We start from the raw sequence: 26,323 nt of genomic DNA on the forward strand, positions 1-26,323 counted from the left end.
AGGTCAGTTCAAATGAAGCGGGCAATGCTAGGACTTGCGGCAGCCACCCTTCTGTCAGCCTGTGGCGGGGGGACAAACCCCTTTGACACCGATGACAGCACCGATGGAGGCACCACCACCGATCCGATTGTACCCGAAGTGTTGGCCTCCGATGTCGACAGCGTCGCTTATGACGCAGCTGCGGGCACTTTAGTGATCACCGGGCTCAGCCTCGATGACACCCCGTTTTCCGCCAGCTACCGCCGCCGCCCGGCGCTCGACCGGCAGGGCTATGAAGCCTACACCGCGCAGGACAGCTCGCTTGACCGTCACGTCACCGCCTATGTCCGCGAAATCGAAGACGGCGCCTTTGCCGTAGCGGTCGCCACCGGCGGTCAGTTCTCCTATTACTTCGCTGGTACCAGCTATGGCCGTCGCGGCGGCTATTCCGCCCCAACCGGTGACGTCGCCTCCGGCGGCGTGGTCAGCTATGCCGGCACCTATGTGGGCCTGATGAATATCGCAGGCGACGGCGGCGATCTGCTGCCTGTCACCCCCGGCACCCCCGCTGATGTGCGCCCAGCCCAGACCGCTGAGGTGACCGGCGATGCCTTCGTCAACGCAGATTTTGGCGACAACATCGTCAATGGCACCATCTACAACCGCCAGATTGAGCCAGTCATCGACGGCGGCGCGCCGCAAACGCTGGTGACACTGGATCTGGCCCCCACCGCGATTGATGCCAATGGCACCTTCACCGGGACTGCATCGCAGGTCGTTAACAGCACCCGCACCAATGTCGGCACTTATGGCGGCATCTTTGCCGGGACCGACGCCACATCCGTTGCCGGATCGGTGTTCGCTCAGAACCACGTCGAAGGCATTGATGGCATCGAGGAATACGGGATCTTCGTTCTGGGCCAATGCGGCACCGCCGACAGCTCAGCCGTCTGCGATCAGCCGGTTCCCTGATCCCATGCGGCACCCCCTGGCCGCAGCCCTCACTCTGGCGCTGCTTGCTGCGGCGCCAGCCGCTGCGGCAGAGCCGACCCCTGAACAGCATCTGAGCCTTGGGCAGGGTCGCCTGCTGGCGGCGCATTCGCTTGGAACCGGCAGACCCGAGCTGACGCTGGATCTGACCCGCGCCCTGTTGCGGGCGGACCGGCGGGATCATCTGGCGTGGTATCTGCGCGCCGCCGCGCAGGCGCAGCTGAAATCGCCCGGCGCGGGGCGCCGCTCCGCCGCGCGCGCCTACCGCTTTGCGCCGGACAGTGCCGGGAAATTCCGCGCCGCACAGCTGGCAGCGCGACTGGCCGTGCAGGACGCCCGCCCCACCCTCGCCCAGGTCTGGCTGCGCCGCACCGCTGTTCACGCCCCTGATGAGATTAGCGAAAAACGCATTGCCGCTGACTATAAGGTGCTGCGGCGCATCAACCCCTGGTCGGTCCAGCTGCGCGGGGAGTTGAAGCCCTCCAACAACGTCAACAATGGCGCCGACAGCACGTTGGAGGTGATCGACGGGGTGCCGACGCTGGGCCGCTTTGGGCCGCGCTCGGTTGCGCTGGAGGGCACGGTAGGGGTGCTCGATATGTCGATCAGCCGCCGCCTGCAGCAAAGCGATACCAGCCTCACCACGCTGAGCGCCCGCACCTATGTGCAGCGGGTGGCGCTGTCCTCCGATGCCAAGGCCAAGGCCGCCACCCTTGCGCAGCAATCCGGCACCACGGTGCCCCGCAACAGCGAGTTTGGTTCCACCTATGGCGAGATTTCTCTGACCCATGCCTTTGCTGTTGGCCCGCAGGAGCGTCAGGGCTCAGCCGCGCTTGGCCTCAGCTTTGGCACCGCCTGGTATGGCGGCGAAAAGAGTTACGATCTGGTCAAGCTGACCGCCCGGCGCAGCTGGCAGGTTTCGGCCCGTACCGGCCTGACGCTGGATGGCATGGCAGAGCAGCGGCTGGATGCGCGCGGCCCCTCACAGGACGGCGAGGTCTTCGGCCTTGGTGCGCGGGTCAATCGCAAGCTGCTGAACGGCGACCAGATCAATCTGAGCGTTGCTCTGCGCGACACTCGTTCGGGCCATGTGAACACCTCCAATCGTACCGCGACGCTGCGACTGGGGTATCAGTTTTCCAAACCTCTGGGACCGGCCAAAATCAGCACCGGGTTGATCCTGGGGCGTTCTGATTATCCGCAGTTTATTGCGGGCTTTCCCGCCCGCTACCTGCCTGACGGGCGCGAGGACACGTCGCTTTACGCCGATGTGAACCTGTTCTTTGAGGAGTATGACTACGCAGGCTTTGCCCCAACACTGCGCCTGCGCGCTGGCAAGAAAGACAGCAATCACAGCCGCTTCCAGTCCCGTGAATTGTCTCTCTCCCTCGGCATCCAGTCCAAGTTTTAAACTCTAATTCGCGCTTGGGTCCCGCAATCGCTCTGGTCACTGGCAGTGGACGCATTATGGTCAGGAGCCTGAGATAGACGACACGGACGCCACGCCCCTAGGGTCAGCCGTCCTGATATAAGGAAGACACCGATGCCGCTGAAATATCTGCACACAATGGTTCGCGTCAAAGATCTGGAAAAATCCATGGCCTTTTACGAATTGCTGGGCCTCAAGGAGACCAAACGCTATGACAGCGAAAAGGGGCGCTTCTCGCTGATCTTCATGGCGGCCGAAGGCCAGGAGGACACCCCGATTGAGCTGACTTATAATTGGGATGGCGACGACGCGCTGCCCAGCGACAGCCGTCATTTTGGCCATCTGGCCTATGGTGTCGATGATATCTATGCCACCTGCCAGCATCTGATGGACAATGGTGTGACCATCAATCGCCCGCCGCGCGACGGCCATATGGCCTTTGTCCGCTCTCCCGACAATATCTCGATCGAGCTGCTGCAAAACGGCGACCCGCTGGACCCGGCAGAGCCCTGGGCCAGCATGGAAAACACAGGCAGCTGGTAAATATGACAGCTGGCAGGTCTAACTGTTGGTAGGCCTGACTGCTGATCAACCAACCCACAGGGCGGATCGCGCGTTCCACCTGCCCTGTGGTTTTTATCGCAGCACTGTCACGGAGGCGACGAGCCGCAGGCGCGCCGGCTGATCAGGTTGAATATCTGCATCAATACTGGTGATCCGAACCTGTCCGACATCGCAATCTCAGATCCTGAAATGCGCGGGTAGCCCTAGACATCAGCCGGCATCTCGCTTGCTTCGGCAATGGCACGTAACCCATACCAAGGCGCACCAGCCGGTGCCCGGTGGTGTTTCAGCTGCGCTGCGATCACTCAAAACAGATGCCAAGCCTGATGGGCCTTCTGGTCCCCAGATCCGATCACACATCCGGCATTCTGCACGGCTGGCATCGGTGTGGCTTGGTCAGATCAGCTGCCTGGCAGCAAATCAAACGGGTCAAGCATATCGCAGAGATACGGCGTTCTGCCGATGCATGATATGCGTTGCGACCGATAAGGAAAGAACCATTTAGGTCTGCAAAAAATGCTTAGTAAATGTAACGGATTTGGTCTGACCAGTAGCGCTCAACGCGCTTAAGCGAGGCTGTGATATCCGCGATCCCTTCGCTGCTGATCACATCTTTGCCTTCCAGGCCTTCGGCATGGCGCGAGAACAAGGCTGCAACGATATCGCGGATTTCACGACCGCGCTCCGTCAGGCGAACCCGCACCGAGCGGCGATCAATTTCGCAACGCTGGTGGTGCATATAGCCCATTTCGACCAGTTTCTTCAGGTTATAGCTGACGTTGCTGCCCTGATAATAGCCGCGTGATTTCAGTTCGCCTGCCGTGACTTCGTTGTTGCCGATATTGAACAGCAACAGTGCCTGGACCGCATTAATCTCCAGCACGCCCACGCGCTCAAACTCGTCCTTGATCACGTCCAGCAGCAGACGGTGAAGACGCTCAACCATTGCAAGCGCCTCAAGATAGCCAGTCATGAACCCTTTGGTGTCCTGCTGGCCAATTGGCATTTCCATACTCATCCGCATCTCCGACTCGATGGTGTCTGCGGGTCACAATGCAGAAAATTCCCGAAAAATCCGTTAAGCTGAAATTTTATTCTTTTTGATGGATTTGCGATATGCCGCCAACCAGCGCAGCGAACTGCGCCGGGGCGGCCACCTGACCCGTCACCCACTGGTAGAGATCCTGATCGTTTTCCTGCAACAGCAGATCATAGAGATCCAGCTCAGCCGGGGCCATCCCAGCCAGGTTCCGTTCGGCATAGGCCGACAGGAGAATGTCCATCTCCTTGATCCCCCGGCGCATGGACCGCATCTGCAGCCGTTTCAGACGATGGGCGGGCAGCTCACTCATTGAACGCTGCCTTCCATCACCAGACGCAGACGTTTCTCCAGCCGCGCCGCCCGGTCAGCATTGCCGCGCAGCTCTTCGCGCAGCTGGCGCAGTTCGGTCATGACCGCTGCCAGATCCTGCGGCACCTGTTCGCCAGCCGGGGCTTCCATGCCCTCGCCCTCACCGGTCAGAAGCCAGCGCATGGATACATTCAACAGCCCCGCCATCATCGACAGCTTGTTGGCACGCGGCTCCGACAGGTCCTGTTCCCAGCCGGCCAGCGTCGCCTTTTTGATCCCCAGCCGGCGCGCCAGCTGTGCCTGTGTCATGCCCGCAGCATCCCGCGCAGCCGCCACACGGTCACCAAAGGTTGCGGCCTCCGGACCATACCAATTCATGTCGTCGTTGCTCATTTGCCCGCTCCTATTGGCCTATCGGTTTGCCTGCCCTTTGATCGCGCTTGATCGACAGTTAGCGGCACCCTATGACAGTTCTATATGACATTCAAACAGAGGTCTTTCCATGCAATTCCTGTCCGATAGCCTCGCCCGCGTCAAACCGTCCCCCTCCATCGCGATCACCACGCTGGCCGGGGAATTGCGCGCTGCGGGCCGCGATGTGATCGGGCTGAGCGCCGGGGAGCCAGATTTCGACACCCCCGACAATATCAAGGAGGCGGCGATCCGCGCCATCCAGGCAGGCAAGACCAAATACACCGCCCCCGATGGCATCGCCGAGCTGAAGCAAGCGGTCTGCGATAAATTCTCCCGCGACAATGGGTTGGAATATACCCCCGCGCAGGTTTCAGTAGGCACCGGCGGCAAACAGATCCTCTATAATGCGCTGATGGCGACGCTGAACCCCGGCGACGAGGTGGTCATTCCTGCCCCCTACTGGGTATCCTACCCTGATATGGTACGGCTGGCGGGCGGCACCCCTGTCTGTGTGGAATCAACGCTGGAAACCGGGTTCAAGATCACCCCGGAGCAGCTTGAGGCGGCCCTTTCGCCCAAGACCAAATGGTTCATTTTCAATTCCCCCTCCAATCCCACCGGAGCGGGATATCATGCGCAGGAGCTGAAGGCGCTGACCGACGTGCTGCTGCGCCATCCCCATGTCTGGGTGATGAGCGATGACATGTATGAGCACCTGGTGTTTGACGATTTCACCTTCTGCACTCCGGCGCAGATTGAGCCGCAGCTGTATGACCGCACGCTCACCTGTAATGGCGTCTCCAAAGCCTATGCGATGACCGGATGGCGGATCGGCTATGCGGCGGGGCCAAAGCCGCTGATTGATGCCATGCGCAAGATCCAGTCGCAATCCACCTCCAACCCCTGCACCATCAGCCAATGGGCGGCGGTTGAAGCGCTGAACGGCACCCAAGATTATCTCCTGCCCAATACCGCTGTCTTCCGCCGTCGGCGGGATCTGGTGATCTCGTTGCTGAGCACGATCGACGGTGTCGCCTGCCCGGTTCCAGATGGCGCCTTCTACGTCTACCCGTCGATTGCCGGGCTGATCGGGCGGACCTCTGCCGGGGGCGTTGCGATCACCGATGACGAGGCCTTTGCCAAGGCGCTTCTGGAAGAGGCCGATGTCGCTGTGGTACATGGCGCTGCCTATGGGTTGTCGCCGAACTTCCGCATCAGCTACGCGGCCTCGGATGAAATCCTGACCGAAGCCTGCCGCCGCATCCAGGCCTTCTGCGCCGCGTTGCGCTGACCGGAGGCCCCCAGATGCCCGCCGCCCTGCCAGACTATTACTTTCGCGTGCGCGACAACGGCGCCTTTGTGTTTCGCGTCGACAGCGAGAACCGGCAGCGACGGCTGGATATGGAGCAGATCGCCGTGGTTAAGCTGCGCAGTGGCGAGATCCGCCCACATGGCGACCGCTCCCTCAGCCCTGAAGATCTGAGTGCCATCCGCGACTGGATGGCGCAACGCAGCCGCACCCTGGCGGCGCGGGATATGGATGACATCCACCGCGCGATCGACCACCTGAATCTCACCGCCCATTGGGCCCAGAGCAAGGCCAGCGACGAACAGTTGGAAGAGATCACTGACCAGATGCTGCTGGCGATGCATGATCTGCGCTCGGTGCTGGTGCGAAAGAAGGCCGATCGGCTGGTCAAAGTCCAACGAAGCAATCAGAAGCCGGAACGCCCTTAAACGCCAGCCAATCTACCAGCCCTCTAAACCGCCCTTCGTGTCCGGCGGTAGGGTCCACCGCGATCTGAGCGTTCCGCGACCTGGGCTCGCCACGCCCCAATCAAGTCCGCGCCCGATCCCTCGGCGCGGGGTCCGTTGCAAACACGCCCCCTCATCGCTGGTTGACCTGTGCCCGCTAGCACGCGGCCAGAGTGTCACCTGCAGCGAACCGAACAAACAACCTATAAGCGATTAATTTAATCGTCACACACTTAAACTATGAACCAATGCGGCAGTGCGTAGTGTGCAGGATCTCCCCGACCCCATGTTCTGAACCGGTATTACTGCGCCGCTGCCGTCACCGTTACCAGTAGTGTTCAGTCAAAATAGGATCCATGATGCCGTCATATCGTTCGATTGTAGCCCTCGCTGCTGCCCTGGCCTTCGCCCATGGTGCAGAAACATCCGCCGACACGTCGGAAACAGCAAAAGACGGCGAGATGGACAGGCAACGCGCCGCGCTAGCCATGTCCACCTTTGGCGCAGGCTTTGGCCCGCAATCGCCCCGCGATATCGACGCCGCCGAAGGACATAACCTGCGCTTCTTTGCGGAGGCACCGTCGGCATCGCAAATGAGCCTCTGCAATATCCATTTTCACGAGAACGCCGAACATCGCGGCGGTGAATTCACCACCTATGCAGGCAATGGCGATGGCAAGGGTTACGGCAGCGGCTATCAATACGACGGCCCCCTGACAGAGGCTGAACTGGCCCCGCTGGACAGCCCCATCGGCGCGGATGGTGGTCACGGCGACCTGGTGCCCGGTGATACGATTGAGGTGCACTACGTCCACACCACCGCGCAGGTGACCCCCGGCCCGACGCTTGGCGCCTGCCTGAGTGAGGCCATCGGCAACCCGCAACTGCGGGTGGAGGCCCAGGTCTATGTCCTGGTCAATGATCCCAGCGCCGCCGATTTCGAGGAGCTGACCCGCCTGACGGTCCGTAACAATCTCTATCAGGCGCAGAACATCCCCAGCAACACCGGCACCCCAGTACGCTATGCAGGCTCCACCACCGGGCCGGGCTACAATACCAAAGGCTCGCCATTTCAAGTGACCTGGAGCGTCCGGCCCAAGGTGATGAAGGTCAATATCCAGAGTGTCGGCACGTGGCTGGCGCACAACCATTTTATCGAAACCCACGCCCACGGCGTCCGCAATCTGGTCACCAACCCGGATCTGCTGTCACCCATCAGCAACTGACCCATCGCAGCTGCCACCAAAGGCGGCAGCGAGATACCTTCCTACAAAGGGAACACAGAAGAAGCAGCGTTTCACAGGATAGGACGCTGGGACATGACAGTCTGGGCTCAGAGCACATTGTTGGCTTTGAGCCCAGAGTCACCGATGCCGCGCAGCGCCAGAACTGCGATGCGCAGGAAGCTTCCGCTCCAATCACAAGCATCAGAACAAGAAGGTGAAGAAAGAAAAGGAACCCGTAAGAAACAATAAAGCGATCTCAAACACAAGCGATGGCAAAGAACGCAACGCTGAATGGATCTTTTTTCGAAGGAAACTCGTTGAAGTAAAGAAGAGCGATTACTTTCAGAGAAAACAATGGATAAGCCATGTTGAAGCCAGAAATGCTCAAGGGAAGTACAAGCGTAACCGGTATAGAGATCACAAGGTTTGCTAAGTGAAACCAAAGTAGTCGCTTAGCTTCGGAGTAAAAATGCATTTTATGCTCTGGTGGCCAACGGGAATACCAGGAACTGGATACATCTACGTTGGAATGGTGGAAAGGGGAAGTTGCCGACCTTGCAGCCGCTGAATCGAACGGCAGCAAAGTCCCACACTTCCGACATTCAGCACATACGGCGCCCACAGGTCTCCTCGCAAATCTCAGCTCGAAATACCGGCGCGATGGCACAGGGGGCGCGCACCTCCACAGCACAGCGGCCCGATGCGCTGACCGCTACCGCGCGGCGGCGGTTTTCGATGTGCCGACCAGCTTGATCGAGCGGCGCCAGAACCGGATCATCAGGAACACCCCCGCCGCGGTCAGACCCAGCACCAGACCCAACCAGACGCCAAGCCCGCCCATGTCAAAGGTAAAGCCGAGGAGATACGACGCCGGGATCCCAACCGCCCAATAGCTGAGCGCCGCAATCACCATCGGCACGCCGGTGTCCTGCACCCCGCGCAGCAGCCCCAGCGCGATCACCTGCATCCCGTCCATCAGCTGAAACAGCGCCGCCGCCGCCAAGAGCACGCTGCCGATCAGCACGATTTCGGCCCGGTCCGGGTCATCCGGCGACAGGAACAGCGAAATCAGCGCCTCGGGCACCGCCAGAAACAGGATCATCCCCAGCACCGACAGCCCCAGCGACATCGCCATCACCACGCGCGCGCCGCGCGCCATATGGTCCCGGTCGCCACGACCAAAGGCATTGCCGGCCCGGATCGTCGCCGCATTGGACAGCCCCAGATGCATCATGAACGCCAGCCCGCCCAGAGACAGCGCAATACCATGTGCGCCCAGCGCCACGGTGCCAAGCCAGCCCATCATCATCGCCGAGGCGGCAAACAGGCTGGTCTCGCTGAGGTTGGTCAGACCAATTGGCAGGCCCAGACGCAGCACCCGGCTCAGCATCTCCCAGTCGGGACGCTGGAAATTCTTCAACAGCGCATGTTCTGGCAGCGCCTTCAGCGCGTAAATCAGCACAAAGATGCAGGCAAAAACATTGGTCGCCAGCGAGGCCAGCGCCGCCCCGGTCACCCCCAGTTCCGGCGCGCCCCAATTGCCAAAGATCAGCATATAGTTGATGAGCGCATTCAGCGCCGCCGCCAGAACCGACACCCACAGCACGATCTGGGTCCGCTCCAGCGCGGCCAAGTAGCTTTTCAGCACCATATAAAGCAGCGCCGGAAACAGCGCCCAGCCCGCGATCCGCAGATACTCCGCCGCGCCATGGGCCACCTCCGCCTCCTGCCCCAACAGCAACAGGATCGGCTCCGACCACCACAACAGCGGCATCACCAACAGCCCATAGGCCAGCGACAGCCACAGCGCCATACGGGTGCTTCGGCGGATCTGGCGCTCCTCACCGGCGCCTGCGGCAGCGGCCACCATCGGCATCACCGCAAAGGCAAAGCCGGAACCCAGCAGAAAAATCGTGAAAAAATAGGTCGACCCCAGCGTCACCGCCGCCAGCGCCTCCACCCCGTACCAGCCCAGCATCACCGTATCGGTCAGGCCGATGGCGAACTGCGCCACATGGCCGCCGATCAACGGCAGCCCCAGCACCGCAATCGCGCGACTGTGGCCAAGAAGGGTATTCGGGGCGGGCGGGGGTATTCTCTGTGTCATACCCCAGCCTTAGGCATCGACCGGCACAACGGCAAGTCTGATCTTACCGATGGTTGCTGTCGGCCTCTTGCTCTCAGCCGGTCCGGGATTGCAGTTTCCAATGCCCGCGCTGTGCCCCACCTGTGTTAGGCTTCTGTCAGCGCCAGCCCACCGTAAGGAGCCTTTGCATGTCCGATATCACACGCCAGCTGATCCCCGACGCACAGGCCTTTCTCGCGGAGCTGGCGGAGAGTAACACGCGGGATTGGTTCCAGTCCCACAAGGCGCGCTACGACGCAGAGTTGCGCCACCCGGCTGAGGCGCTTTTGCAAGCGGTCGCGGATTATCTGCGCCCCCATCATCCCGGCATTCGAGGCAAACTCTTCCGCCCCCAGCGCGATTTGCGTTTTTCCAAGGACAAGACCCCCTATCACACCCATTTGCATCTGCTGTGGCAGCTGCCGCAGACCCCCGGTTGCGGGGTGTTCTTTGGCATTGATCCCGATGGCGTGCGCATCGGCGGCGGCATCATGGGCCTGAACGGCAGCGCGCTCAGCCGTTGGCGGGATGCGGTTGCGGGGCAACCGCTGACGCGGAGCTATCCCACCGCCGGGCTGGCGCAGGTCGCGGGGCATCCCAACCCCCGCGACAGTGGCTTTGCCGATGAGATGGCGGCACTGATGGATATCCTCTCCCTCAAAGGGTTTCAGCCCAAGGCACCAGAGTTGAAACGCGTGCCCTCGCCGCATGGGCAGAGCCATCCCCACGCCGATCTGCTGCGACGCAAATCGCTGACGCTCTGGCGCGATGTCGCGCTTGCGCCGCCGCCGGATCCCGTGGCCGCAGTCTGCAGCGCCGCCCTTGTGCTGGCGCCGCTGTTTACGCTGCTGCGGCCGATCCTCGCCGATCCTGTTGCGGCCTAGCCCGGTCTGACGCGGCCTAGGCCAGCCAGTCAGACGCGCTCAGCTATGACCCCAATCCTCCGGGTTCTCGCTGTTGTTGGGGCTCAGCCCCAGCACATCACCCTTGGTCGAACAGCCAAGCCCCAGCACGGTGCGATTGGCGTAGGAAAAATAGGCGGTGACCTGATTGATCTCCAGGATCTGCCCATCATCCAGCCCCGCCGCGCGCAGAGCGTTGATATCCGCCTCAATCACGGCAGCCGGTGCTTCGGTCAATTTGCGCGCATAGACCATTCCGGCGCGCTCCGCAGCTTCAAGCGGTGCCAGCTGAGGGTTGCGCGCCTCGATGGCGGCGCGGATGGCTGCGCCGCGCGGCGCGTCCCGCAACAGCCGCTGCAACCCGGCAAAGTGATGCTCAACGCAATAGGCGCAGTCATTCAGCGAGGACACCCAGACGCCCAGCACCTCCAGATACCATTTCGGCAGGCTGTTGCCGCTGTGGTGCAGCACCGCCTTATACAGCGCCATATGCCCTTCCATCGACTGCGGGCGCAGGCTGTGCATCATCATGATGTTATCGACATTGCCGCCCGGTCCGGTCACCCGGTCGTACAGCGTCTTCAGCTTGCCGGTTGCTGCGTCAAATGGAATGGTCTTGATCCAGGCCATGTGGCTCTCCCTGCTTGTCCGTCGCGCAGAGTAGCCGTTGCCCACCGCGATGGAAGCGAAAAACACCGATCCTGTCGCTGATGTCTCTGGGCTCGGCCGCTAGACCCGTGCGGCCTCCCGCGCGACTGCGGCAATGGCTGCATCCACGTCCGCCGGGCGGCTGCGATGGTTGGTGATGGCGGCACGCAGCATCACCCGGCCGTCCATCCGTGTGGTGGAGAACACCGCCTCGCCGCTTTCCTGCAGGGTCTGGGCAATCTCCACGTTCACCTGCGATTGCGTCTCTGGCGCCAGATCACAGCGCGCCGTGAACACGCAGATATTGGAGACCACCGGCGCGCCAAGCGCCATCAGCGGCTGCGCCTCCACCTCTGCCGCCATCGCTGCGGCCAGCGCACAATTGCCAGTAATCGCCTCGCAGAATGCCGCCTCGCCGTAGGTTTCCAGAGCCGTCCAGACCTTCAACGCCCGATTGCCCCGGCTGAGATCAATGCCGTAGTCGCAGAACCAAGGCTCGCCACCTGCCAGCCCGCGCTCGGCCCCCTCCAGATAGGATGGCCGCGCGGCAAAGGCCGCCCGGTGCTCATCCTCATTGCGCAATAGCGCCATGCCACAGTCGTAGCCCACATACATCCACTTGTGAAAATCCAGCGCGATACTGTCAGCCCGCCCGATCCCGTCGGACAACGACCGGTACGGCTCATCCGCAATTCGTGTCCAGGCGCCAAACGCCCCATCCACATGCAACCACAGCCCCAGCGCCGCCGCCGCATCCGCCAGCGCGTTCAGATCGTCAAACAGCCCCAGATCCACCGATCCCGCCGTGCCCACCACCAGAAAGGGCAGCGCCCCTGCGGCCCTGTCCTCTGCCACCATCCGGGCCAATGCAAAACAGTCCATCTGCCCACCGACCAAAGGCACCTTGCGCAGATTGTCCGAGCCGATGCCCAACAGTTCCACCGCCTTCAGCGTGGCGTTGTGCACGCCTTCCCCCGCATAGGCCGTGAGCCGGACATCGCCCTGTCCCTGTTTGCGCAGATCCTTCATGACCCTGAGCCGCGCCGCCTGACAGGCAATCACCGTCGCCTGCGAGGTGCCGGTCACCAGAATGCCGCTGGCGCCCTCCGGCATCCCCATCTTGGCCCGCGTCCAGTCAACGACCGCACGTTCCATATAGTTCGCGCCGTGATCCCGCCCGCCCATATTGGCATTGACCGCTGCCGCCGCCAGCGCGGCGATCAGGTCGCTGGCCAAGCCAGATCCCTGCACCCAGCCCCAGAACCGGGGATGAATATTGCCGCCATGATACGGCAGCACATCCGCAATGATCCGGTCGACGGTCTGCTCTGGCCCCTGCGCCTCCGCCCTGATGGCATAACGCGCGTCAATGTCGCCGGGCACCGGTTGCCACGGGCGTTCTGCCGCCTCCTGCATCTGATCCAGCGCCGCCTCCAGCATCCGCTGTGCCTCCGCCCGAAACGCCGCCCAATCCTGCGTCTTGATCCCAGTCCCAGCCACCTGCGCTCTCCTCCTGCCAACCTCTGGCAGCCGGTGTAGCCCGCAAGCCCCGGCACCGCACGGAGAATATCGCCGCAGGCTGGGTGTCAGAGGTCAGCCTGGTAAAGACCAAACCGCACACAGAGCGACAGTTCGGCCCGAAAGCGGAGGATCAAAATGCTTTGCCCGGTTTAATGTCCGAAAACGCCATCTTACGTTTGGCGTCACCAAAGACCTGATAGAAACTTTCGCCGTCGATCTTTTCAAACCCGATGCATTCAGTCTCGCCAAACATCTTGAGTTCATAACAGATGCGGCCACGGGACCTCAGTTTGTACGCCGTCGTCTCGGTTTTACCTTCCCAAACCACATCCATGGTCCCGTCGGGTTTGACATACATCGCCCCCTCGTTGTTCCGTCCCAACGGATAGGTATTGCCGATCAGCAGCTTCCTGACCTCCTTTTTTGAAAACGACGGTCCGGCTGCTGCTGGCAACGCTAAAGAAATTGCTACCAAAAACGCGGAAATTGCCCCTGCAGTCTGCATGGCTCCCTCCCTACTAATACTGATAAAAGGTGAATGGATAACACGGCGACACTACCACATCTGCCTCTCTGTTTCAAAGATTATGACCCGCAATCAAGCACCCGCCCGCCTTATCCACAGCCCCTTGCGTGCCTCTTCCACCCGGCCCCAACACCTGCCATAATGACCTCAACCAAAACCAAGCAAGAGCAGCCCCGCATATGGCCGACGACCTCCTCAGCACGCCCGATTCTGAGACCTATGACGCCTCCTCGATTGAGGTCCTGGAAGGCCTCGAACCGGTCCGCCAGCGCCCCGGTATGTATATCGGCGGCACCGATGAGCGCGCGCTGCACCATATGGTGGCGGAAATCCTCGACAACTCCATGGATGAGGCGGTCGCGGGCCACGCCAACCGGATCGAGGTGACGCTGCACGCCGATTACGCCGTCACCATCTCAGACAACGGCCGCGGCATCCCGATTGATCCGCATCCGAAGTTCCCGGACAAATCCGCGCTTGAGGTGATCCTCTGCACGCTGCACGCGGGCGGCAAATTCTCCGGCAAGGCCTATCAGACCTCGGGCGGTCTGCACGGCGTCGGCTCCTCTGTGGTGAATGCGCTGTCGGATTCCATGGTGGTGCAGGTTGCCAAGAACAAGGAACTGTTCGAGCAGCGCTTCTCCCGTGGCCTGCCCCAGGGCCCGGTTGAGAAAATCGGCGCCGCCCCGAACAAACGCGGCACCTTCGTCACCTTCCACGCGGATGAGCAGATCTTCGGCTCCCACCGCTTCAAGCCCAAGCGCCTGTTCACCCTGGTGCGTTCCAAGGCATATCTGTTCTCCGGCGTCGAAATCCGCTGGAAATCGGAAATCGACGATGGTGAAACCCCGACCGAGGCCACCTTCCACTTCCCCGGCGGCCTCAAAGACTACCTGACAGAAGTGCTTGGGAAATCCTCCGTCTACGCCGATGCACCCTTTGCCGGGAAGGTCGAGTTCCGCGAGAAATTCAACGCGCCGGGTTATGTGGAATGGGCGATCAACTGGACCCCGTCCCGCGACGGCTTCACCCAGTCCTACTGTAACACCGTCCCCACGCCGGAGGGCGGCACCCATGTTGCGGGCTTCTGGTCCGCCATCCTCAAGGGGATCAAGGCCTACGGCGAGTTGGTCGGCAACAAAAAGGCGGGCCAGATCACCCGCGACGACCTGATGACCGGCGGCTGCGCGCTTGTCTCCTGCTTCATTGCGGATCCCGCCTTTGTCGGTCAGACCAAGGATCGCCTCTCCACCGAGGCCGCCGCCAAAATGGTGGAAAACTCCGTCCGCGATCATTTCGACAACTGGCTGGCCGCCGACACCAAATCCGCGGGCGCCATCCTCGACTTCCTGATCCTGCGGGCCGAGGAACGCCTGCGCCGCAAGCAGGAGAAAGAGACCCAGCGCAAATCTGCCACAAAGAAACTGCGCCTGCCCGGCAAGCTCACGGATTGCACCGCCAAGAACCGCGCGGGCACCGAGCTGTTCATTGTCGAGGGCGACAGCGCCGGCGGCTCCGGCAAGGGCGCGCGCAACCGGGTCAATCAGGCGCTGCTGCCGCTGAAGGGCAAGATCCTCAACGTCCTTGGCGCCGCCTCCAACAAGCTCGGCTCAAACGCCGAAATCAATGATCTGTGCGAGGCGCTTGGCGTCGGCCTTGGCAGCAAGTTCAACCTCGACGATCTGCGCTATGACAAGATCATCATCATGACCGATGCGGACGTCGACGGCGCCCATATCGCCTCGCTGCTGATGACTTTCTTCTTCACCCAGATGCGCCCGCTGATTGACGGCGGCCACCTGTATCTGGCCTGCCCGCCGCTGTTCCGCCTGACGCAAGGCGCGAAACGCGTCTACTGCCTGGACGAGGCCGAGCGGGATCTCTGGCTTGAAAAGGGTCTGGGCGGCAAGGGCAAGATCGACGTCTCCCGCTTCAAGGGTCTTGGCGAAATGGACGCCAAGGACCTGAAGGAAACCACCATGGACCCCGCCACCCGGAAATTGATCCGGGTGACCATCGACGAGGACGAACCCGGCGAGACCGGCGATCTGGTTGAACGTCTGATGGGCAAGAAACCCGAGCTTCGCTTCCAGTATATTCAGGAGAACGCGAAGTTCGTGGAGGAGCTGGATGTTTGAGGGCTAAGCATTGGAAATTTACAAGCTGCTAGTCGCAGCACTCACACCGCTGTCAGTCGCTATAGTCGGGTATTTTCTAAATCGCCGTCTAAAGAACATTGATGACGCACAATGGCAGAACAGAAAACTGATCGAAAAGCGGCTTGAGCTTTATGATCAGATAGCCCCAAGCCTAAATGCCATATATTGCTTCTTCGTTTGGGTTGGTTACTGGAAAGATATCTCACCCAAAGACCTGATCGAAAATAAACGCGAGCTAGACAAAATTGTAAACATCTACAAATACTTGCTTAGCCAAGATTTCTACTCTGCTTACGACCGCTTCATCCATTTAGTTTTTCGTACTTACTCCGGTGCGGGAAAAGATGCTCTAATCAAGAGCCATGTTTCATGTTTTGACGGAAACAGAAAAGAACATACAAGCTACGAATGGAAGGACGAGTTTGAACAGCTATTTGACTCATCTTCAGTCCCCCGAAAGAGTGACGTCATTGCTGCTTATGAGGCTACAATGAAAGAGCTGCAATCTTGTATTGGCATCTCTGATTCGAAATGAAGACACCTCGCGCAACACAAGGCCCGCACCTGACCTTGGGAGGGCGCGAATGCGCCTTCCCGGGGGGAAGGTCAGGCGCGGGCCGTGCCGCTGTGCGTCACGTCCGAGGGGGGCGCACACCATAAGATTTCACTTCAATTGATAGGACGACATAATGTCATCTGATGATTTCGACGCTTTCTGCGACAAGGCAAAAAACAATTTTGACCTCTTGAACGAACAAAATATTTCTCAATGAGTACCCGCCCAGCGGGGTTCAAAATTCCAGCAATCTATATTTTTTACGAGAACAGCAAACCAGTTTACGTCGGCCGAACAAACAATTTGGAGCAGCGGTTAAGGGCGCATGTAACGGCATCACATAATTCTGCATCTTTTGCATTGAAACGAACTCGAAAACGCCACCAAGAAATTAGCAAGGCCACATACAAGACCGCACTAAGCAGATCTGAGATTACAGCCCACGAGATCTATGGCGCTACTTTCAGAGAAGAGATCAACAATATCAAGGGTATGAATTTTCGCTTCCTCGAGATAAAAAGCCATATCGAGCAGTATCTGACAGAACTCTATGTCACGATGGCGCTCGGCTTGGACACCGATGGTTTTGACAACTCTTAAAAACCCAGCCGTTGCGCCCCCACCGCACGCCGCCGCCACCTTCGCTTAAACCTGTTCTGCCAGACTGATCCAGTCGCGACATCCGGGGCGGATTGACACCCTGCCCCACCACTTGGAGATTGGACGCCCCGACCACCAACCGGGGCGGTTTCGCAGATATCTCGCGAAGATGGGCAATCCCCATTCCACCCTCCGCCTTTGGCCCCAATGGACACATTGGGCCCTTGGCGGCGCCGCCTCCTTTTGCTGCCCGCAGCAACGGCCAAGACCCCGCCCCCACCACGCCGGGCACATCACAATCAGGACATCCCCCACCGCGCCCCTAGGCACATCGGGCCGCGCGGTGATAGCGCTTGCCTGCAAGGCGCTGGTCTTTCTACACTTCCCAGAGCCAGCCCAAACTCGCCCCCACCCGCAGGAGCCGCCGCTATGATGATGATCGCCGACAATCAACTGCTGCTGATCCTGATGTGTTTTGGCATCGGCAGTCTCGGCACCGCACTGCTGTTTCGCCATCCCGCCGGGCACCGCGTCTGGCGGCTGGCGGATCTGGGCTGGGTGGTTCTCGGCGGGATCGGCGCGCTGGTGGCTGTGCTGGCGGGCATTTACAAGGCCGACACCGGGCGGCTGGAGCGCCAGATCGACATCGCCTATGCCGCCACCGCCGCCTTTGACCGCGACGCGGCGCGGTTTCGCCTCAGGTTTTGCGATCCGGCCTATGATGCGGATATCGCCATTCTGTGCGAGAAGATCGAATTCCTCTCCGCCTCCACCGCCGGCAATGCTGAGCTGCCCCTGTTCATCGCTGTCACCGATCAGGTCACGCCGCTGCAGGGGCTGCAGCTGATCTTTGGTCGCGCCGAAAACACCAGCGAGATGATGGAGATGGCCGCCAAGGCGGACGCGTTTGATCCCGCCGCCTTCACCGTCTTTACAGCGCTCGACACCCCGACCGAGGCCGCCGTCGACAGCCTGCGTCGCAAGGTGCCGACCATTGCGGGCGATTTTCTGATCCTGGCGCGCGCCTATGATGCGCTGATCACGCAGGTCACCCAGCTGAAAAGCGAATGGGAATATCTGCAGGACAATGCGCATATTCTGATCTTGCAGATCCTCGCGCTTTGCATGGTGGCCTTTGCCGCGCCATTCCGGTTGGGTAAATCCGTGGTCGATCTACGCTAAGGGTTTTGGCCTTATCAAATTCTCCTTATCTGGCCATTTATACAAGGTCACATGCACCGCTAGGCTAGGGCAACAGACATTTTCAGATTTGTGAGCCCAGCCATGCGCGACACCCTTCCGCCCAACAGCCAATCGAGCCATAGCCCGACCACCCAGCTGCCCAGCGTCTGCCCGCTGGATTGCCCGGACACCTGCAGCCTCAGCGTCAGCGTGAAAGATGATCAGATCACCGCCGTGCGCGGATCGCGCGCCAACCCGCTGACCGATGCGGTGATCTGCAACAAGGTGGTGCGCAGTTTTGCAGGCTTCGTGCATGGTCCCAACCGCCTGACCCAGCCCCTGCGCCGCAGTGGTCCACGCGGCAGCGGCAGCTATGAACCGATCAGCTGGGAGGAGGCGCTGGATCTGATCCACGCAGGCGTCATGCGCGCGATTGAGGCCCATGGCCCGCAGTCGGTGCTGCCCTTCAACTACGCAGGCCCCCATGGCCAATTGGCAGGTGGGTCGATGGACCGGCGGTTTTTCTACCACATGGGGGCGACCCGGCTGAACCGGGGACCGCTCTGTGGCGGGGTGCGTGGCGGCGCTTATGAGAGCCTCTTTGGTCCCGCCCCCGGCATGCCGCCGCAACAGGTGGTGCAGTCCGATCTGGTGCTGGTCTGGGGCAACAATGTCACCGTCTCCAACCTGCATATGGCGCCGCTGCTGAAACAGGCACGGGCCAAGGGCGCGCGGCTGGTGGTGATCGACCCCAAGCGCACCAAGATTGCCGAACATTGCGACCTGCATCTGCAACCGGTGCCCGGCACCGATGTGGTGCTGGCCATGGCGCTGGCGGCGGAGCTGGAGCGCCGCGATGCGCTGGACCACGCCTTCATCCGCCAATGGACCACGGGGTCCGCGCAATACCTGGAAGCGGCGCGCGGCTATACCCCCGATCAGGTGGCGGAGGTCTGCGGCATCCCGCTGGCGCAGTTCCACCAGCTCGCCGATTGGATCTCAGCGGCGCGCAATATGTCCACCTCCCTTGGCAACGGCATAGAACGGGGCCGCTCCGGCGGGTCCGGCCTGCGCGCGGCGATGGCGCTTCAGGCGCTGACTGGCCACCATGGGCGCCTGGGGGCTGGTGTGCTCGCCAAACCCGGCCTTGCCGCCCCAAAGACGACTGACCGCTTGCAGGCGAGCCACCTGATTGACCCGGATACCCGTGTCTTCAACATCGTTGATGTGGCGCGCAAACTGCTGGATCGCACCATGCGCATCCCGGTGAAGGCGGTGATGATCTACAACCACAACCCGGTCGCCACCCATCCCGATCAGGCGCGGCTGATTGAGGCGCTGAGCCAGGAGGATATCTTCATCGCGGGCAGCGATGTGGCAATGACTGACTCCATGCGGATGTGTGACGTAATCCTGCCCGCCGCCAGCCATTTCGAATATGACGATGTCTATGGCGCCTATGGCCAGAACTACATCCAGCGCGCCGCCCCGGTGATCCCGCTGGTTGGCGACAGCCTGCCCAATACCGAGATTTTCCGCCGTCTGGCGGCGCGGTTTGGCTATGATGATCCGCTGTTTCAGGTCAGCGACGCCGAGCTGATGGATCAGGCGCTGGACGGCGATCACCCCCAGCTCCAGGGCCACCGCCCCAGTGAGATCCCGCTGGACCGGGCGCTGGAGATCACCGCCCCTGAGGGCGCTGCACCGATCCTGTGTGATACGGTTGTGCCGGCCACCGCCTCGGGCAAGATTGAGCTGTTCAGCGAAGACTACGAGGCCCGCTACGGCTTTGGCGTACCGCGCTATGACCCGGTGCCGCGCAGCGCGCCTTTTGTGCTGATCACGCCCTCCTCCAGCAAGCGGACCAATGCCACCTTTGGCGATCAGCCGCCCTCCGACGGGGTTGAACTGGTCGAAATGCACCCCGAGGATGCCGCCAGCCGCAACCTCAGCGACGGTGCGCTGCTGGAGCTGTTCAACGATCAGGCCGCAGTGACCCTGCGGCTGAAGATCAGCGATGCCACCCGCCCCGGTGTACTCTACAGCCCCAAGGGCACCTGGCGCGCCAGTAGCGCCACCGGCTTTACCGTGAATGCGCTGATCCCCGCAGACATCCGCACCGATACCGAGGATGGCGCTTGCTACAACGAAACCTTTGTGGACCTGCGCCCCGCCACCAATTGACGGGCGACGCCACGCCTGCAAAACCGGTTCCCACCCTGGTCTAACTTACCTAGGGTGGGGCCATGATTGCGCGTCTCTGTCTCCTCCTCACCTGCCTTGGCCTCCTGTCCTGTGGGCGCCCGCCATCAGAGGGAGAACGGCAGTTTCTGACCCGCATCCATGGGCCGGAGCTGGATCTGGATCGCCTGCGCATCGTCAAGGGCGCGCCGCTGTCGCAGGTCACATTCCGCCGCAAACCACGCCCGCGCGTCACCTGCCGCGAACGTATTCTGCCCCCGGTTAAGGAGGAGATCGTCACCTCCTCCCCGGCTGCATTGGCGCTGTTCAACCGCATCTTTTTTGTGCGCGACTGGTATATCGATGACTATATGCCCGCCTACCCGGATCGGCTTTATCTGGTGGAGGCGATGTTGCTTGCGCATGAGGCCACCCATGTCTGGCAATGGCAGCAACGCGCCAAGACCGGGTATCACCCGCTGCGCGCCGCCGCTGAACATCGCGTGAGCGACGACCCCTATCTGTTTGATCTGAAGGGCAATGACCGATTCATCGACTTTGCCTATGAACAGCAGGGCGCCATCGTTGAGGAATATGTCTGCTGCCGTGCGCTGGATCCCACCGGCGCGCGCACCAAACGGCTACACCGGATGCTGAAGGGCGCGATGCCGGTTTCCGACCTGCCGCAAAGCCGCGAAAGCGATGTTTACCTGCCCTGGAAAGATGTCGATGTGACCGGCATCTGCGCCTGAGCCGCGCCAGTCACATCCCGGCGTGCAGCTGACCGCCCTCAAGCCGCACCACCCGGTCCATCCGCTGCGCCAGCTCAAGGTTATGGGTGGCAATCACCGCCGCCATGCCCGTGGCCGCCACCAGCTCCATCAGCGCGGCAAAGACCTGATCCGCCGTGCCGGGATCCAGATTGCCCGTGGGCTCATCCGCCAACAGAAGACGCGGCCCATTGGCCAGCGCCCGGCAAAACGCCACCCGCTGCTGCTCGCCGCCCGACATGGCCGCAGGGCGATGCCCGGCGCGGTCCTGCAGACCAACCCGCGCCAGCAGATCCTGCGCGCGGGCCTCCGCCTTGGTCCGGCTGATACCATTGGCCAGCTGCGGCAGGACGATGTTTTCCAGCGCGGTGAATTCCGCCAGAAGATGATGGAACTGATAGACAAACCCTACATCCTGCCGCCGCACCGCCGTGCGCCGTCGCTCGGATTTGCCGGTCAAATCCTGACCACCAATCCGCACGGTGCCGCGATCGGGCGTATCCAGCAGACCAGCCGTGTGCAGCAACGTCGATTTGCCCGCACCGGAGGGCGCCACCAGCGCCACGATCTCCCCCGGCTTCACCGTCAGATCAATGCCGCTCAGCACATCCACCTGCGTTGGCAGGCCGTGATTGTAGGATTTGCCGACCTGGCTCAGCTGCAACACGGCGGATTGCGCGCCAGCGGCTTGCGTCTCGGGGTTATTCATAGCGCAGCGCCTCCACCGGGTTCATCCGCGCGGCGCGCCGTGCCGGGAAAATGGTGATGACAAAGGACAGCGACAGCGACAGCGTCACAGCCGACAGCACATCGGCCAGCCGCAGCTCAGCGGGCAGCGCATAGATGCCCCGGATCGCCGGATCCCAGACCCCGCCCCCCATCACAAAGTTCACAAAGGAAAAGATCGGATCGATATAGATCGCAAAGAGACAGCCAAGGATCACGCCCAACAGGGTGCCCACGACACCCGTACAGGCCCCGCAGAGGAAAAACACCCGCATCACCGAGCCTTCGCTGAGGCCAATGGTGCGCAGAATGCCAATGTCGCGGCCCTTGTTCTTCACCAGCATGATCAGGCCAGAGACGATATTCATCGTGGCAATCAGCACCAGGATCGACAGGATGATGAACATCACATTGTCCTCCACCTCCAATGCGCGCAGGAAGCCGCCGGAGGCATCGCGCCAGGTCCAGACCCCGATATTGGACGCCACCGCATCCCCCGCCTGCACCAGCGGCAACACCATGCGGTCCACGGTTTCTGGATCCTCCACCATCACCTCAATCTCATCGGCGTAGCCTTCGCGATTGAAATAGCTCTGCGCCTCGGCAAAGGGCATATAAAGCCGGGTTCGGTCGATGTCATAGCGCCCGGCGGTGAAGATATAGACCACCTCATAGGCGTTCACGCGCGGGCTGGTGCCAAAAGCAGTCTTGACCCCATCGGGGGAGATCAGCTTGATCCGGTCGCCCACCTGCACACCCAGCTCACGGGCCACGCCGGACCCCAGCGCAACGCCCGCGTCAAACCGCGACAGATCACCAATTGCGGCCTCGCTCTGGGCAACAGCCGGCAGCGTGGCGATATTGGCGGCGGAGATGCCAAAGACCTCAACCCCGGCGCTGCGCTGCCTGAGGCTCGCCATCACCTGCCCCTTCACCAACGGCGCTGCACGGATCACACCGGGCACCGCTGCGGCGGCCTCGGCCAGCGCGTCATACTCTGTCAGCTTGCGGTCAATCCGCCCCTGATCGGTGACGGTGCCGTGGGAATACAGCGTCACATGTGCATTGGCCCCCAGAATGGTGCCGACAAATTCCGACCGGAACCCGGTGCGCACCGCAAGGGTCGCAATCAGTGCAAACACCGCCAGCGCAATGCCAATGAGGCTGATCCAGGTCATCACGCTGACGCCCCCTTCGGCGCGACGCGCCCGCAGATAACGCCAGGCGATCAGCCATTCGAAACGGGAAAAAGGGAGTGGTGTGGCCATGGTGGTCCTGCCCGGAAAATTTGTCTGCAACCTGTGCTGTGGAAGGTCCGGGGTCAAGGTGTGGTGGCGGATCTGCCCGATAATCCGCCCGTTACATGGCTCCGCGCACATCGCAGGCTGCAAATCTCTTGGGCGCGGGCCTGCATATGGCGTCACCGAATCGTGACCCGGTGCAATTGCCCGTTGCATTGCCCTTCCCCGGTGATATCGATTTGCCAAACCTCCTGCGAGGTCACAATGAGGATGACGATGGACCGATATTTCAAACGCGCCCTGCCACATCCGTCGCTGCGCGCGGTGGTCATGGCCGGGCTTGGTGCCTTTCTGGCGATTGCGGCGCTGTCGCTGCTGACAACCCATGCCAACCTCCTGCTGCTGATCGCCCCCTTTGGCGCCAGCTGCGTGCTGTTGTTCTCGGTGCCCGCCAGCCCGCTGTCGCAGCCCGCGCATGTGGTCGGCGGCCATCTGCTGGCAACTGCCGTGGCACTGGCGCTGAACGCGTTGCTTCCGGACGCCTGGTGGGCGCTGGCCCTCGCTGTGGGGCTGTCGATCGCCCTGATGGCGGCGCTGCGGCTGACCCATCCGCCCGCAGGCGCCGATCCGCTGGTGGTCTTTGCCACCGACCCCGGCATTTCTTTCCTGCTGTTCCCGGTGCTGATTGGCGCCGTGGCGCTGGTGGCGATTGCAACGCTGTTCCACCGGATCTCCGGCCATGACTACCCGCTGAAACACGGCTGACAAAGGAAAACCCCGCCAGCGAGGCTGGCGGGGCTATCTGTTTCAAACTGCCGGGCGGGTTCAGAAACCGCGGCTGGAGGGGTGTTTGGCGTAGATCTCGATGATCTTCTGCACCGCCGCCTCAGGCGACAGTTCCTCGCTTTCGCCGCTGCGGCGGGAGGTCAGTTCCACCACGCCGTTTTTCAGCCCACGCGGGCCAACGGTGATGCGCCAGGGCAGACCGATCAGGTCCATGGTGGCAAACTTGCCGCCCGCCCGCTCCTTGCGGTCATCATAAAGCGGCTCCAGCCCGGCCGCTGTCAGCGCCTGATAGAGCGCCTCGCAAGCGGCATCCGCCTCATCGTCGCCCTGCTTGAGGTTGACGATCCCGCAGTGGAACGGGGTCACGCCCTCGGGCCAGATGATGCCCTTGTCGTCATGGCTCGCTTCGATGATCGCACCCAGCAGGCGGGACACACCGATGCCATGCGACCCCATGTGGACCGGCGACTGCTTGCCATCGGGGCCCTGAACATTGGCGCCCATCGCTTCGGAGTATTTGGTGCCGAAATAGAAGATCTGACCAACCTCGATACCGCGCGCGACGCGGCGGCGTTCCTCGGGGATCTCGTCAAACAGGGCCGCGTCGTGGGTCTCGTCGGTGCGGGCATATTTGGAGGTGAACTCCTCCAGCACGCCCTGGCATTGCTCGACACTGTCGTAATCGATCTCACGGTCGCCAAAGGTCAGATCGGTGACCGCGCTGTCATAGAACACTTCCGACTCGCCGGTATCGGCCAGCACCAGGAATTCATGGGTATAGTCGCCGCCAATCGGCCCGCCGTCAGCGCGCATCGGGATCGCCTGCAGACCCATGCGCTCATAGGTGCGCAGATAGCTGACCAGATGGCGGTTATAGGCGTGCAGCGCGTCTTCCTTGGTCAGGTCGAAGTTATACCCATCCTTCATGTAGAATTCGCGGCCCCGCATCACGCCAAACCGCGGGCGGATCTCATCGCGGAATTTCCACTGGATCTGATACATGGTCAGCGGCAGATCCTTATAGCTGTTCACATGGCTGCGGAAGATATCCGTGATCAGCTCTTCTGCCGTAGGGGTGAACAGCATGTCGCGGTCATGCCGGTCCTTCATACGCAGCATTTCCTGACCATAGGCCTCGTAGCGGCCAGACTCGCGCCATAGGTCGGCGGATTGCATGGTCGGCATCTGCATCGGGATATGGCCCGCGCGGATCTGTTCATCATGGACGATGCCTTCGATTTTTTTCAGCACCTTGAAGCCCAAGGGCAGCCAGGAATAGATCCCGGCGGCGGATTGTTTGATCATGCCGGCCCGCAGCATATAGCGGTGGCTGACGATCTGGGCCTCGGAGGGGTTCTCTTTGAGAACAGGCAGGAAATAGCGGGACAGGCGCATGGCGGTCTCATTTGTCAATCTGGGTTCGCAAGCGGTCTAAGCCATCGGCGCGCCTTGGGCAATCGTGCTTTGTCTTTGTGGCTTTTGCGGCGGCAGAGCGGGGCCATAGGCCGCCGCCTATCGCGGTGATCCCCGCAACCGGTCATTGGGCTTGCATCGCTTCTGTGCATCAGCGAAGACTTCTGTCAAACAGACGCCACAGGATCGGGCTGAGAGCAGGGACCAACACATGGCACTTCCGGCACAGAAGCAATTGAATTATTGGGGCATTGCCGCCGTTGTCTTTGCGGTCATCCTATGGGCCTTGGGCGATGTGCTGCTGCCCTTTGTGCTGGGTGCGGCGATTGCCTATCTGATTGATCCGATTGCCGACCGGCTGGAGGCGATGGGCCTCAGCCGGACGGCCGCCACGGCTGTCATCACTGTGGCGGCGGTCTTGTTGTTCGTGGTCATGTTGCTGGTGGTGGTGCCGACACTGATCTATCAAATGATTGATCTGGCACGGGTTCTGCCGGAGGCGTTCCAGAACCTGCGTGACTTCGCCCAGAAACAGGCGCCCTCCCTGTTTGACGAGGGCAGCCGCGCGCAGCAGACCATCGTCTCCATCGCGCAAACCCTGCAGAGCAAGGCCATCAGCGTTCTGGAAGGCGTCGTGGGATCCGCAGTGTCGCTGGTCAATGTGTTGATCCTGTTTGTGATCGTGCCAGTTGTAGCCGTCTATCTGCTGCTGGACTGGGACCGCATGGTTGCCCGCATTGATGAGCTGTTGCCCCGCGACCATGCCCCGACCATTCGCCTGCTGGCCAGCCGGATCGACAAGGTGCTGGCGTCGTTCATCCGCGGCATGGGCACGGTCTGCCTGATCCTTGGCACCTATTATGCCGTTGCCCTGATGGTGGTGGGGTTGAATTTTGGTCTGGCGGTTGGCTTCATCGCCGGGCTGGTTACCTTCATCCCCTATCTGGGCGCGCTGATCGGCGGCGCGCTGGCGATTGGTCTGGCGCTGTTTCAGTTCTGGGGCGACTGGTGGTCGATTGGTATGGTGGCTGGCATTTTCATGATCGGTCAGGTGATTGAGGGCAACCTTCTCACCCCCAAACTGGTGGGCAATTCGGTCGGGCTGCATCCGGTCTGGCTGCTGCTGGCGCTGTCGGTGTTTGGTGCGTTGTTCGGCTTCGTTGGCATGCTGATCGCGGTGCCGGTGGCGGCTGCACTTGGGGTGATTGCACGTTTCCTTGTTGAACAGTATCTGGACAGCCGACTCTATCAGGGCAAAGCCCATAACGACGCGGACTGA

25 protein-coding genes are annotated in these 26,323 nt (G+C 61.3%); 15 read left to right on the forward strand and 10 right to left on the reverse strand.

Annotated features, from left to right (window positions below):
* Positions 1 to 12 precede the first annotated feature (12 nt).
* The 3 genes from OO25_RS10315 to OO25_RS10325 all read left to right on the forward strand — a co-directional run bounded on the left by OO25_RS10315 (position 13) and on the right by OO25_RS10325 (position 2,941).
* Positions 13 to 951: a hypothetical protein gene (locus tag OO25_RS10315; protein WP_040179980.1), complete on the forward strand. Its 939-nt coding sequence runs from the start codon at positions 13 to 15 to the stop codon at positions 949 to 951.
* 4 nt (positions 952 to 955) lie between these two features.
* A complete protein-coding gene (locus tag OO25_RS10320) occupies positions 956 to 2,380 on the forward strand; it encodes a hypothetical protein (protein WP_040179981.1) in 1,425 nt (474 codons plus the stop codon).
* 132 nt (positions 2,381 to 2,512) lie between these two features.
* On the forward strand, positions 2,513 to 2,941 hold the full coding sequence (locus OO25_RS10325) for a VOC family protein (RefSeq protein ID WP_040170492.1): 429 nt from the start codon (positions 2,513 to 2,515) through the stop codon (positions 2,939 to 2,941).
* Positions 2,942 to 3,482: 541 nt separating this feature from the next.
* On the opposite strand, the gene OO25_RS10330 is transcribed toward OO25_RS10325, so the two are convergent.
* The 3 genes from OO25_RS10330 to OO25_RS10340 all read right to left on the reverse strand — a co-directional run bounded on the left by OO25_RS10330 (position 3,483) and on the right by OO25_RS10340 (position 4,706).
* Positions 3,483 to 3,980 carry a MarR family winged helix-turn-helix transcriptional regulator gene (locus OO25_RS10330; RefSeq protein ID WP_175304819.1) on the reverse strand — a complete coding sequence of 166 codons (498 nt, stop codon included), beginning with the start codon at positions 3,978 to 3,980 and terminating at the stop codon, positions 3,483 to 3,485.
* A 73-nt stretch (positions 3,981 to 4,053) separates the two neighbouring features.
* Positions 4,054 to 4,314, reverse strand: coding sequence for a succinate dehydrogenase assembly factor 2 (locus OO25_RS10335; RefSeq protein ID WP_040170489.1), 261 nt, complete (start codon positions 4,312 to 4,314; stop codon positions 4,054 to 4,056).
* Positions 4,311 to 4,706 carry a helix-turn-helix domain-containing protein gene (locus OO25_RS10340; RefSeq protein WP_040170488.1) on the reverse strand — a complete coding sequence of 132 codons (396 nt, stop codon included), beginning with the start codon at positions 4,704 to 4,706 and terminating at the stop codon, positions 4,311 to 4,313. Before OO25_RS10340 ends, OO25_RS10335 begins: the two co-directional genes overlap by 4 nt.
* Positions 4,707 to 4,815: 109 nt before the next feature.
* On the opposite strand from OO25_RS10340, the gene OO25_RS10345 reads away from it, so the two are divergent.
* The 3 genes from OO25_RS10345 to OO25_RS10355 all read left to right on the forward strand — a co-directional run bounded on the left by OO25_RS10345 (position 4,816) and on the right by OO25_RS10355 (position 7,708).
* The gene (locus tag OO25_RS10345) at positions 4,816 to 6,018 is read left to right on the forward strand and encodes a pyridoxal phosphate-dependent aminotransferase (protein WP_040179982.1); all 1,203 of its coding nucleotides are present in this window, start codon (positions 4,816 to 4,818) and stop codon (positions 6,016 to 6,018) included.
* Positions 6,019 to 6,032: 14 nt separating this feature from the next.
* Positions 6,033 to 6,464, forward strand: coding sequence for a hypothetical protein (locus OO25_RS10350; RefSeq protein ID WP_040179983.1), 432 nt, complete (start codon positions 6,033 to 6,035; stop codon positions 6,462 to 6,464).
* A 377-nt stretch (positions 6,465 to 6,841) separates the two neighbouring features.
* Entirely contained in the window at positions 6,842 to 7,708 is an 867-nt protein-coding gene (locus OO25_RS10355) for a delta-class carbonic anhydrase (RefSeq protein ID WP_040180286.1), read from the forward strand.
* A gap of 712 nt (positions 7,709 to 8,420) precedes the next feature.
* Here the strand turns inward: OO25_RS10355 and OO25_RS10360 are convergent.
* Positions 8,421 to 9,815 carry an MATE family efflux transporter gene (locus OO25_RS10360; RefSeq protein WP_040179985.1) on the reverse strand — a complete coding sequence of 465 codons (1,395 nt, stop codon included), beginning with the start codon at positions 9,813 to 9,815 and terminating at the stop codon, positions 8,421 to 8,423.
* Positions 9,816 to 9,982: 167 nt separating this feature from the next.
* Between OO25_RS10360 and OO25_RS10365 the strand changes: the two genes are divergently transcribed.
* Positions 9,983 to 10,717, forward strand: a complete 735-nt coding sequence (locus OO25_RS10365; protein ID WP_040179987.1) for a DUF2461 domain-containing protein — start codon at positions 9,983 to 9,985, stop codon at positions 10,715 to 10,717.
* 39 nt (positions 10,718 to 10,756) lie between these two features.
* Here OO25_RS10365 and OO25_RS10370 read toward each other — a convergent pair whose 3' ends face one another.
* The 3 genes from OO25_RS10370 to OO25_RS10380 form a co-directional block, all read right to left on the reverse strand.
* Positions 10,757 to 11,365, reverse strand: coding sequence for a peroxidase-related enzyme (locus tag OO25_RS10370; RefSeq protein ID WP_040170480.1), 609 nt, complete (start codon positions 11,363 to 11,365; stop codon positions 10,757 to 10,759).
* 99 nt (positions 11,366 to 11,464) lie between these two features.
* Complete coding sequence (locus OO25_RS10375) at positions 11,465 to 12,883, reverse strand: pyridoxal-dependent decarboxylase (protein ID WP_040179989.1); 1,419 nt, start codon at positions 12,881 to 12,883, stop codon at positions 11,465 to 11,467.
* Positions 12,884 to 13,034: 151 nt separating this feature from the next.
* The gene (locus OO25_RS10380; RefSeq protein ID WP_040170477.1) at positions 13,035 to 13,409 is read right to left on the reverse strand and encodes a hypothetical protein; all 375 of its coding nucleotides are present in this window, start codon (positions 13,407 to 13,409) and stop codon (positions 13,035 to 13,037) included.
* Between the two features lie 200 nt (positions 13,410 to 13,609).
* Here OO25_RS10380 and parE point away from each other — a divergent pair, with 200 nt between their 5' ends.
* The 6 genes from parE (at position 13,610) to OO25_RS10410 (ending at position 20,860) form a co-directional block, all read left to right on the forward strand.
* Entirely contained in the window at positions 13,610 to 15,568 is a 1,959-nt protein-coding gene (parE, locus tag OO25_RS10385) for a DNA topoisomerase IV subunit B (protein ID WP_040170475.1), read from the forward strand.
* 10 nt (positions 15,569 to 15,578) lie between these two features.
* The gene (locus OO25_RS10390; protein WP_040179991.1) at positions 15,579 to 16,124 is read left to right on the forward strand and encodes a hypothetical protein; all 546 of its coding nucleotides are present in this window, start codon (positions 15,579 to 15,581) and stop codon (positions 16,122 to 16,124) included.
* Between the two features lie 234 nt (positions 16,125 to 16,358).
* Complete coding sequence (locus OO25_RS10395; RefSeq protein WP_040179993.1) at positions 16,359 to 16,745, forward strand: GIY-YIG nuclease family protein; 387 nt, start codon at positions 16,359 to 16,361, stop codon at positions 16,743 to 16,745.
* 429 nt (positions 16,746 to 17,174) lie between these two features.
* On the forward strand, positions 17,175 to 17,927 hold the full coding sequence (locus OO25_RS10400; RefSeq protein WP_040179995.1) for a hypothetical protein: 753 nt from the start codon (positions 17,175 to 17,177) through the stop codon (positions 17,925 to 17,927).
* A 102-nt stretch (positions 17,928 to 18,029) separates the two neighbouring features.
* Positions 18,030 to 20,111, forward strand: a complete 2,082-nt coding sequence (locus OO25_RS10405; RefSeq protein ID WP_052465653.1) for a molybdopterin-dependent oxidoreductase — start codon at positions 18,030 to 18,032, stop codon at positions 20,109 to 20,111.
* Between the two features lie 62 nt (positions 20,112 to 20,173).
* The gene (locus OO25_RS10410) at positions 20,174 to 20,860 is read left to right on the forward strand and encodes a hypothetical protein (RefSeq protein WP_040170471.1); all 687 of its coding nucleotides are present in this window, start codon (positions 20,174 to 20,176) and stop codon (positions 20,858 to 20,860) included.
* Between the two features lie 10 nt (positions 20,861 to 20,870).
* Here the strand turns inward: OO25_RS10410 and OO25_RS10415 are convergent, their stop codons facing one another.
* Positions 20,871 to 21,587: an ABC transporter ATP-binding protein gene (locus OO25_RS10415; protein WP_040179998.1), complete on the reverse strand. Its 717-nt coding sequence runs from the start codon at positions 21,585 to 21,587 to the stop codon at positions 20,871 to 20,873.
* Positions 21,580 to 22,872, reverse strand: coding sequence for a lipoprotein-releasing ABC transporter permease subunit (locus OO25_RS10420; RefSeq protein WP_040179999.1), 1,293 nt, complete (start codon positions 22,870 to 22,872; stop codon positions 21,580 to 21,582). Before OO25_RS10420 ends, OO25_RS10415 begins: the two co-directional genes overlap by 8 nt.
* A gap of 249 nt (positions 22,873 to 23,121) precedes the next feature.
* Between OO25_RS10420 and OO25_RS10425 the strand changes: the two genes are divergently transcribed.
* Complete coding sequence (locus OO25_RS10425) at positions 23,122 to 23,610, forward strand: HPP family protein (RefSeq protein WP_040180000.1); 489 nt, start codon at positions 23,122 to 23,124, stop codon at positions 23,608 to 23,610.
* Positions 23,611 to 23,670: 60 nt separating this feature from the next.
* Here OO25_RS10425 and proS read toward each other — a convergent pair whose 3' ends face one another.
* Positions 23,671 to 25,026, reverse strand: a complete 1,356-nt coding sequence (gene proS, locus OO25_RS10430; RefSeq protein ID WP_040170468.1) for a proline--tRNA ligase — start codon at positions 25,024 to 25,026, stop codon at positions 23,671 to 23,673.
* A gap of 229 nt (positions 25,027 to 25,255) precedes the next feature.
* On the opposite strand from proS, the gene OO25_RS10435 reads away from it, so the two are divergent.
* Positions 25,256 to 26,323, forward strand: coding sequence for an AI-2E family transporter (locus OO25_RS10435; protein ID WP_040180001.1), 1,068 nt, complete (start codon positions 25,256 to 25,258; stop codon positions 26,321 to 26,323).

Source organism: Phaeobacter sp. S60 (assembly GCF_000826845.1).
GTDB classification, from domain to species: Bacteria; Pseudomonadota; Alphaproteobacteria; order Rhodobacterales; family Rhodobacteraceae; genus Phaeobacter; species Phaeobacter piscinae.

Coding starts and splice junctions, on each gene's coding strand:
- OO25_RS10420 (WP_040179999.1), bottom strand. CDS start 22,872: ATGGCCACACCACTCCCTTTTTCCCGTTTCGAATGGCTGATCGCCTGG.
- OO25_RS10330 (WP_175304819.1), bottom strand. CDS start 3,980: ATGAGTATGGAAATGCCAATTGGCCAGCAGGACACCAAAGGGTTCATG.
- OO25_RS10350 (WP_040179983.1), top strand. CDS start 6,033: ATGCCCGCCGCCCTGCCAGACTATTACTTTCGCGTGCGCGACAACGGC.
- parE (WP_040170475.1), top strand. CDS start 13,610: ATGGCCGACGACCTCCTCAGCACGCCCGATTCTGAGACCTATGACGCC.
- OO25_RS10425 (WP_040180000.1), top strand. CDS start 23,122: ATGGACCGATATTTCAAACGCGCCCTGCCACATCCGTCGCTGCGCGCG.
- OO25_RS10355 (WP_040180286.1), top strand. CDS start 6,842: ATGCCGTCATATCGTTCGATTGTAGCCCTCGCTGCTGCCCTGGCCTTC.
- proS (WP_040170468.1), bottom strand. CDS start 25,026: ATGCGCCTGTCCCGCTATTTCCTGCCTGTTCTCAAAGAGAACCCCTCC.
- OO25_RS10325 (WP_040170492.1), top strand. CDS start 2,513: ATGCCGCTGAAATATCTGCACACAATGGTTCGCGTCAAAGATCTGGAA.
- OO25_RS10360 (WP_040179985.1), bottom strand. CDS start 9,815: ATGACACAGAGAATACCCCCGCCCGCCCCGAATACCCTTCTTGGCCAC.
- OO25_RS10320 (WP_040179981.1), top strand. CDS start 956: ATGCGGCACCCCCTGGCCGCAGCCCTCACTCTGGCGCTGCTTGCTGCG.
- OO25_RS10315 (WP_040179980.1), top strand. CDS start 13: ATGAAGCGGGCAATGCTAGGACTTGCGGCAGCCACCCTTCTGTCAGCC.
- OO25_RS10405 (WP_052465653.1), top strand. CDS start 18,030: ATGCGCGACACCCTTCCGCCCAACAGCCAATCGAGCCATAGCCCGACC.
- OO25_RS10370 (WP_040170480.1), bottom strand. CDS start 11,365: ATGGCCTGGATCAAGACCATTCCATTTGACGCAGCAACCGGCAAGCTG.
- OO25_RS10345 (WP_040179982.1), top strand. CDS start 4,816: ATGCAATTCCTGTCCGATAGCCTCGCCCGCGTCAAACCGTCCCCCTCC.
- OO25_RS10395 (WP_040179993.1), top strand. CDS start 16,359: ATGAGTACCCGCCCAGCGGGGTTCAAAATTCCAGCAATCTATATTTTT.
- OO25_RS10365 (WP_040179987.1), top strand. CDS start 9,983: ATGTCCGATATCACACGCCAGCTGATCCCCGACGCACAGGCCTTTCTC.
- OO25_RS10400 (WP_040179995.1), top strand. CDS start 17,175: ATGATGATGATCGCCGACAATCAACTGCTGCTGATCCTGATGTGTTTT.
- OO25_RS10415 (WP_040179998.1), bottom strand. CDS start 21,587: ATGAATAACCCCGAGACGCAAGCCGCTGGCGCGCAATCCGCCGTGTTG.
- OO25_RS10335 (WP_040170489.1), bottom strand. CDS start 4,314: ATGAGTGAGCTGCCCGCCCATCGTCTGAAACGGCTGCAGATGCGGTCC.
- OO25_RS10380 (WP_040170477.1), bottom strand. CDS start 13,409: ATGCAGACTGCAGGGGCAATTTCCGCGTTTTTGGTAGCAATTTCTTTA.
- OO25_RS10435 (WP_040180001.1), top strand. CDS start 25,256: ATGGCACTTCCGGCACAGAAGCAATTGAATTATTGGGGCATTGCCGCC.
- OO25_RS10410 (WP_040170471.1), top strand. CDS start 20,174: ATGATTGCGCGTCTCTGTCTCCTCCTCACCTGCCTTGGCCTCCTGTCC.
- OO25_RS10340 (WP_040170488.1), bottom strand. CDS start 4,706: ATGAGCAACGACGACATGAATTGGTATGGTCCGGAGGCCGCAACCTTT.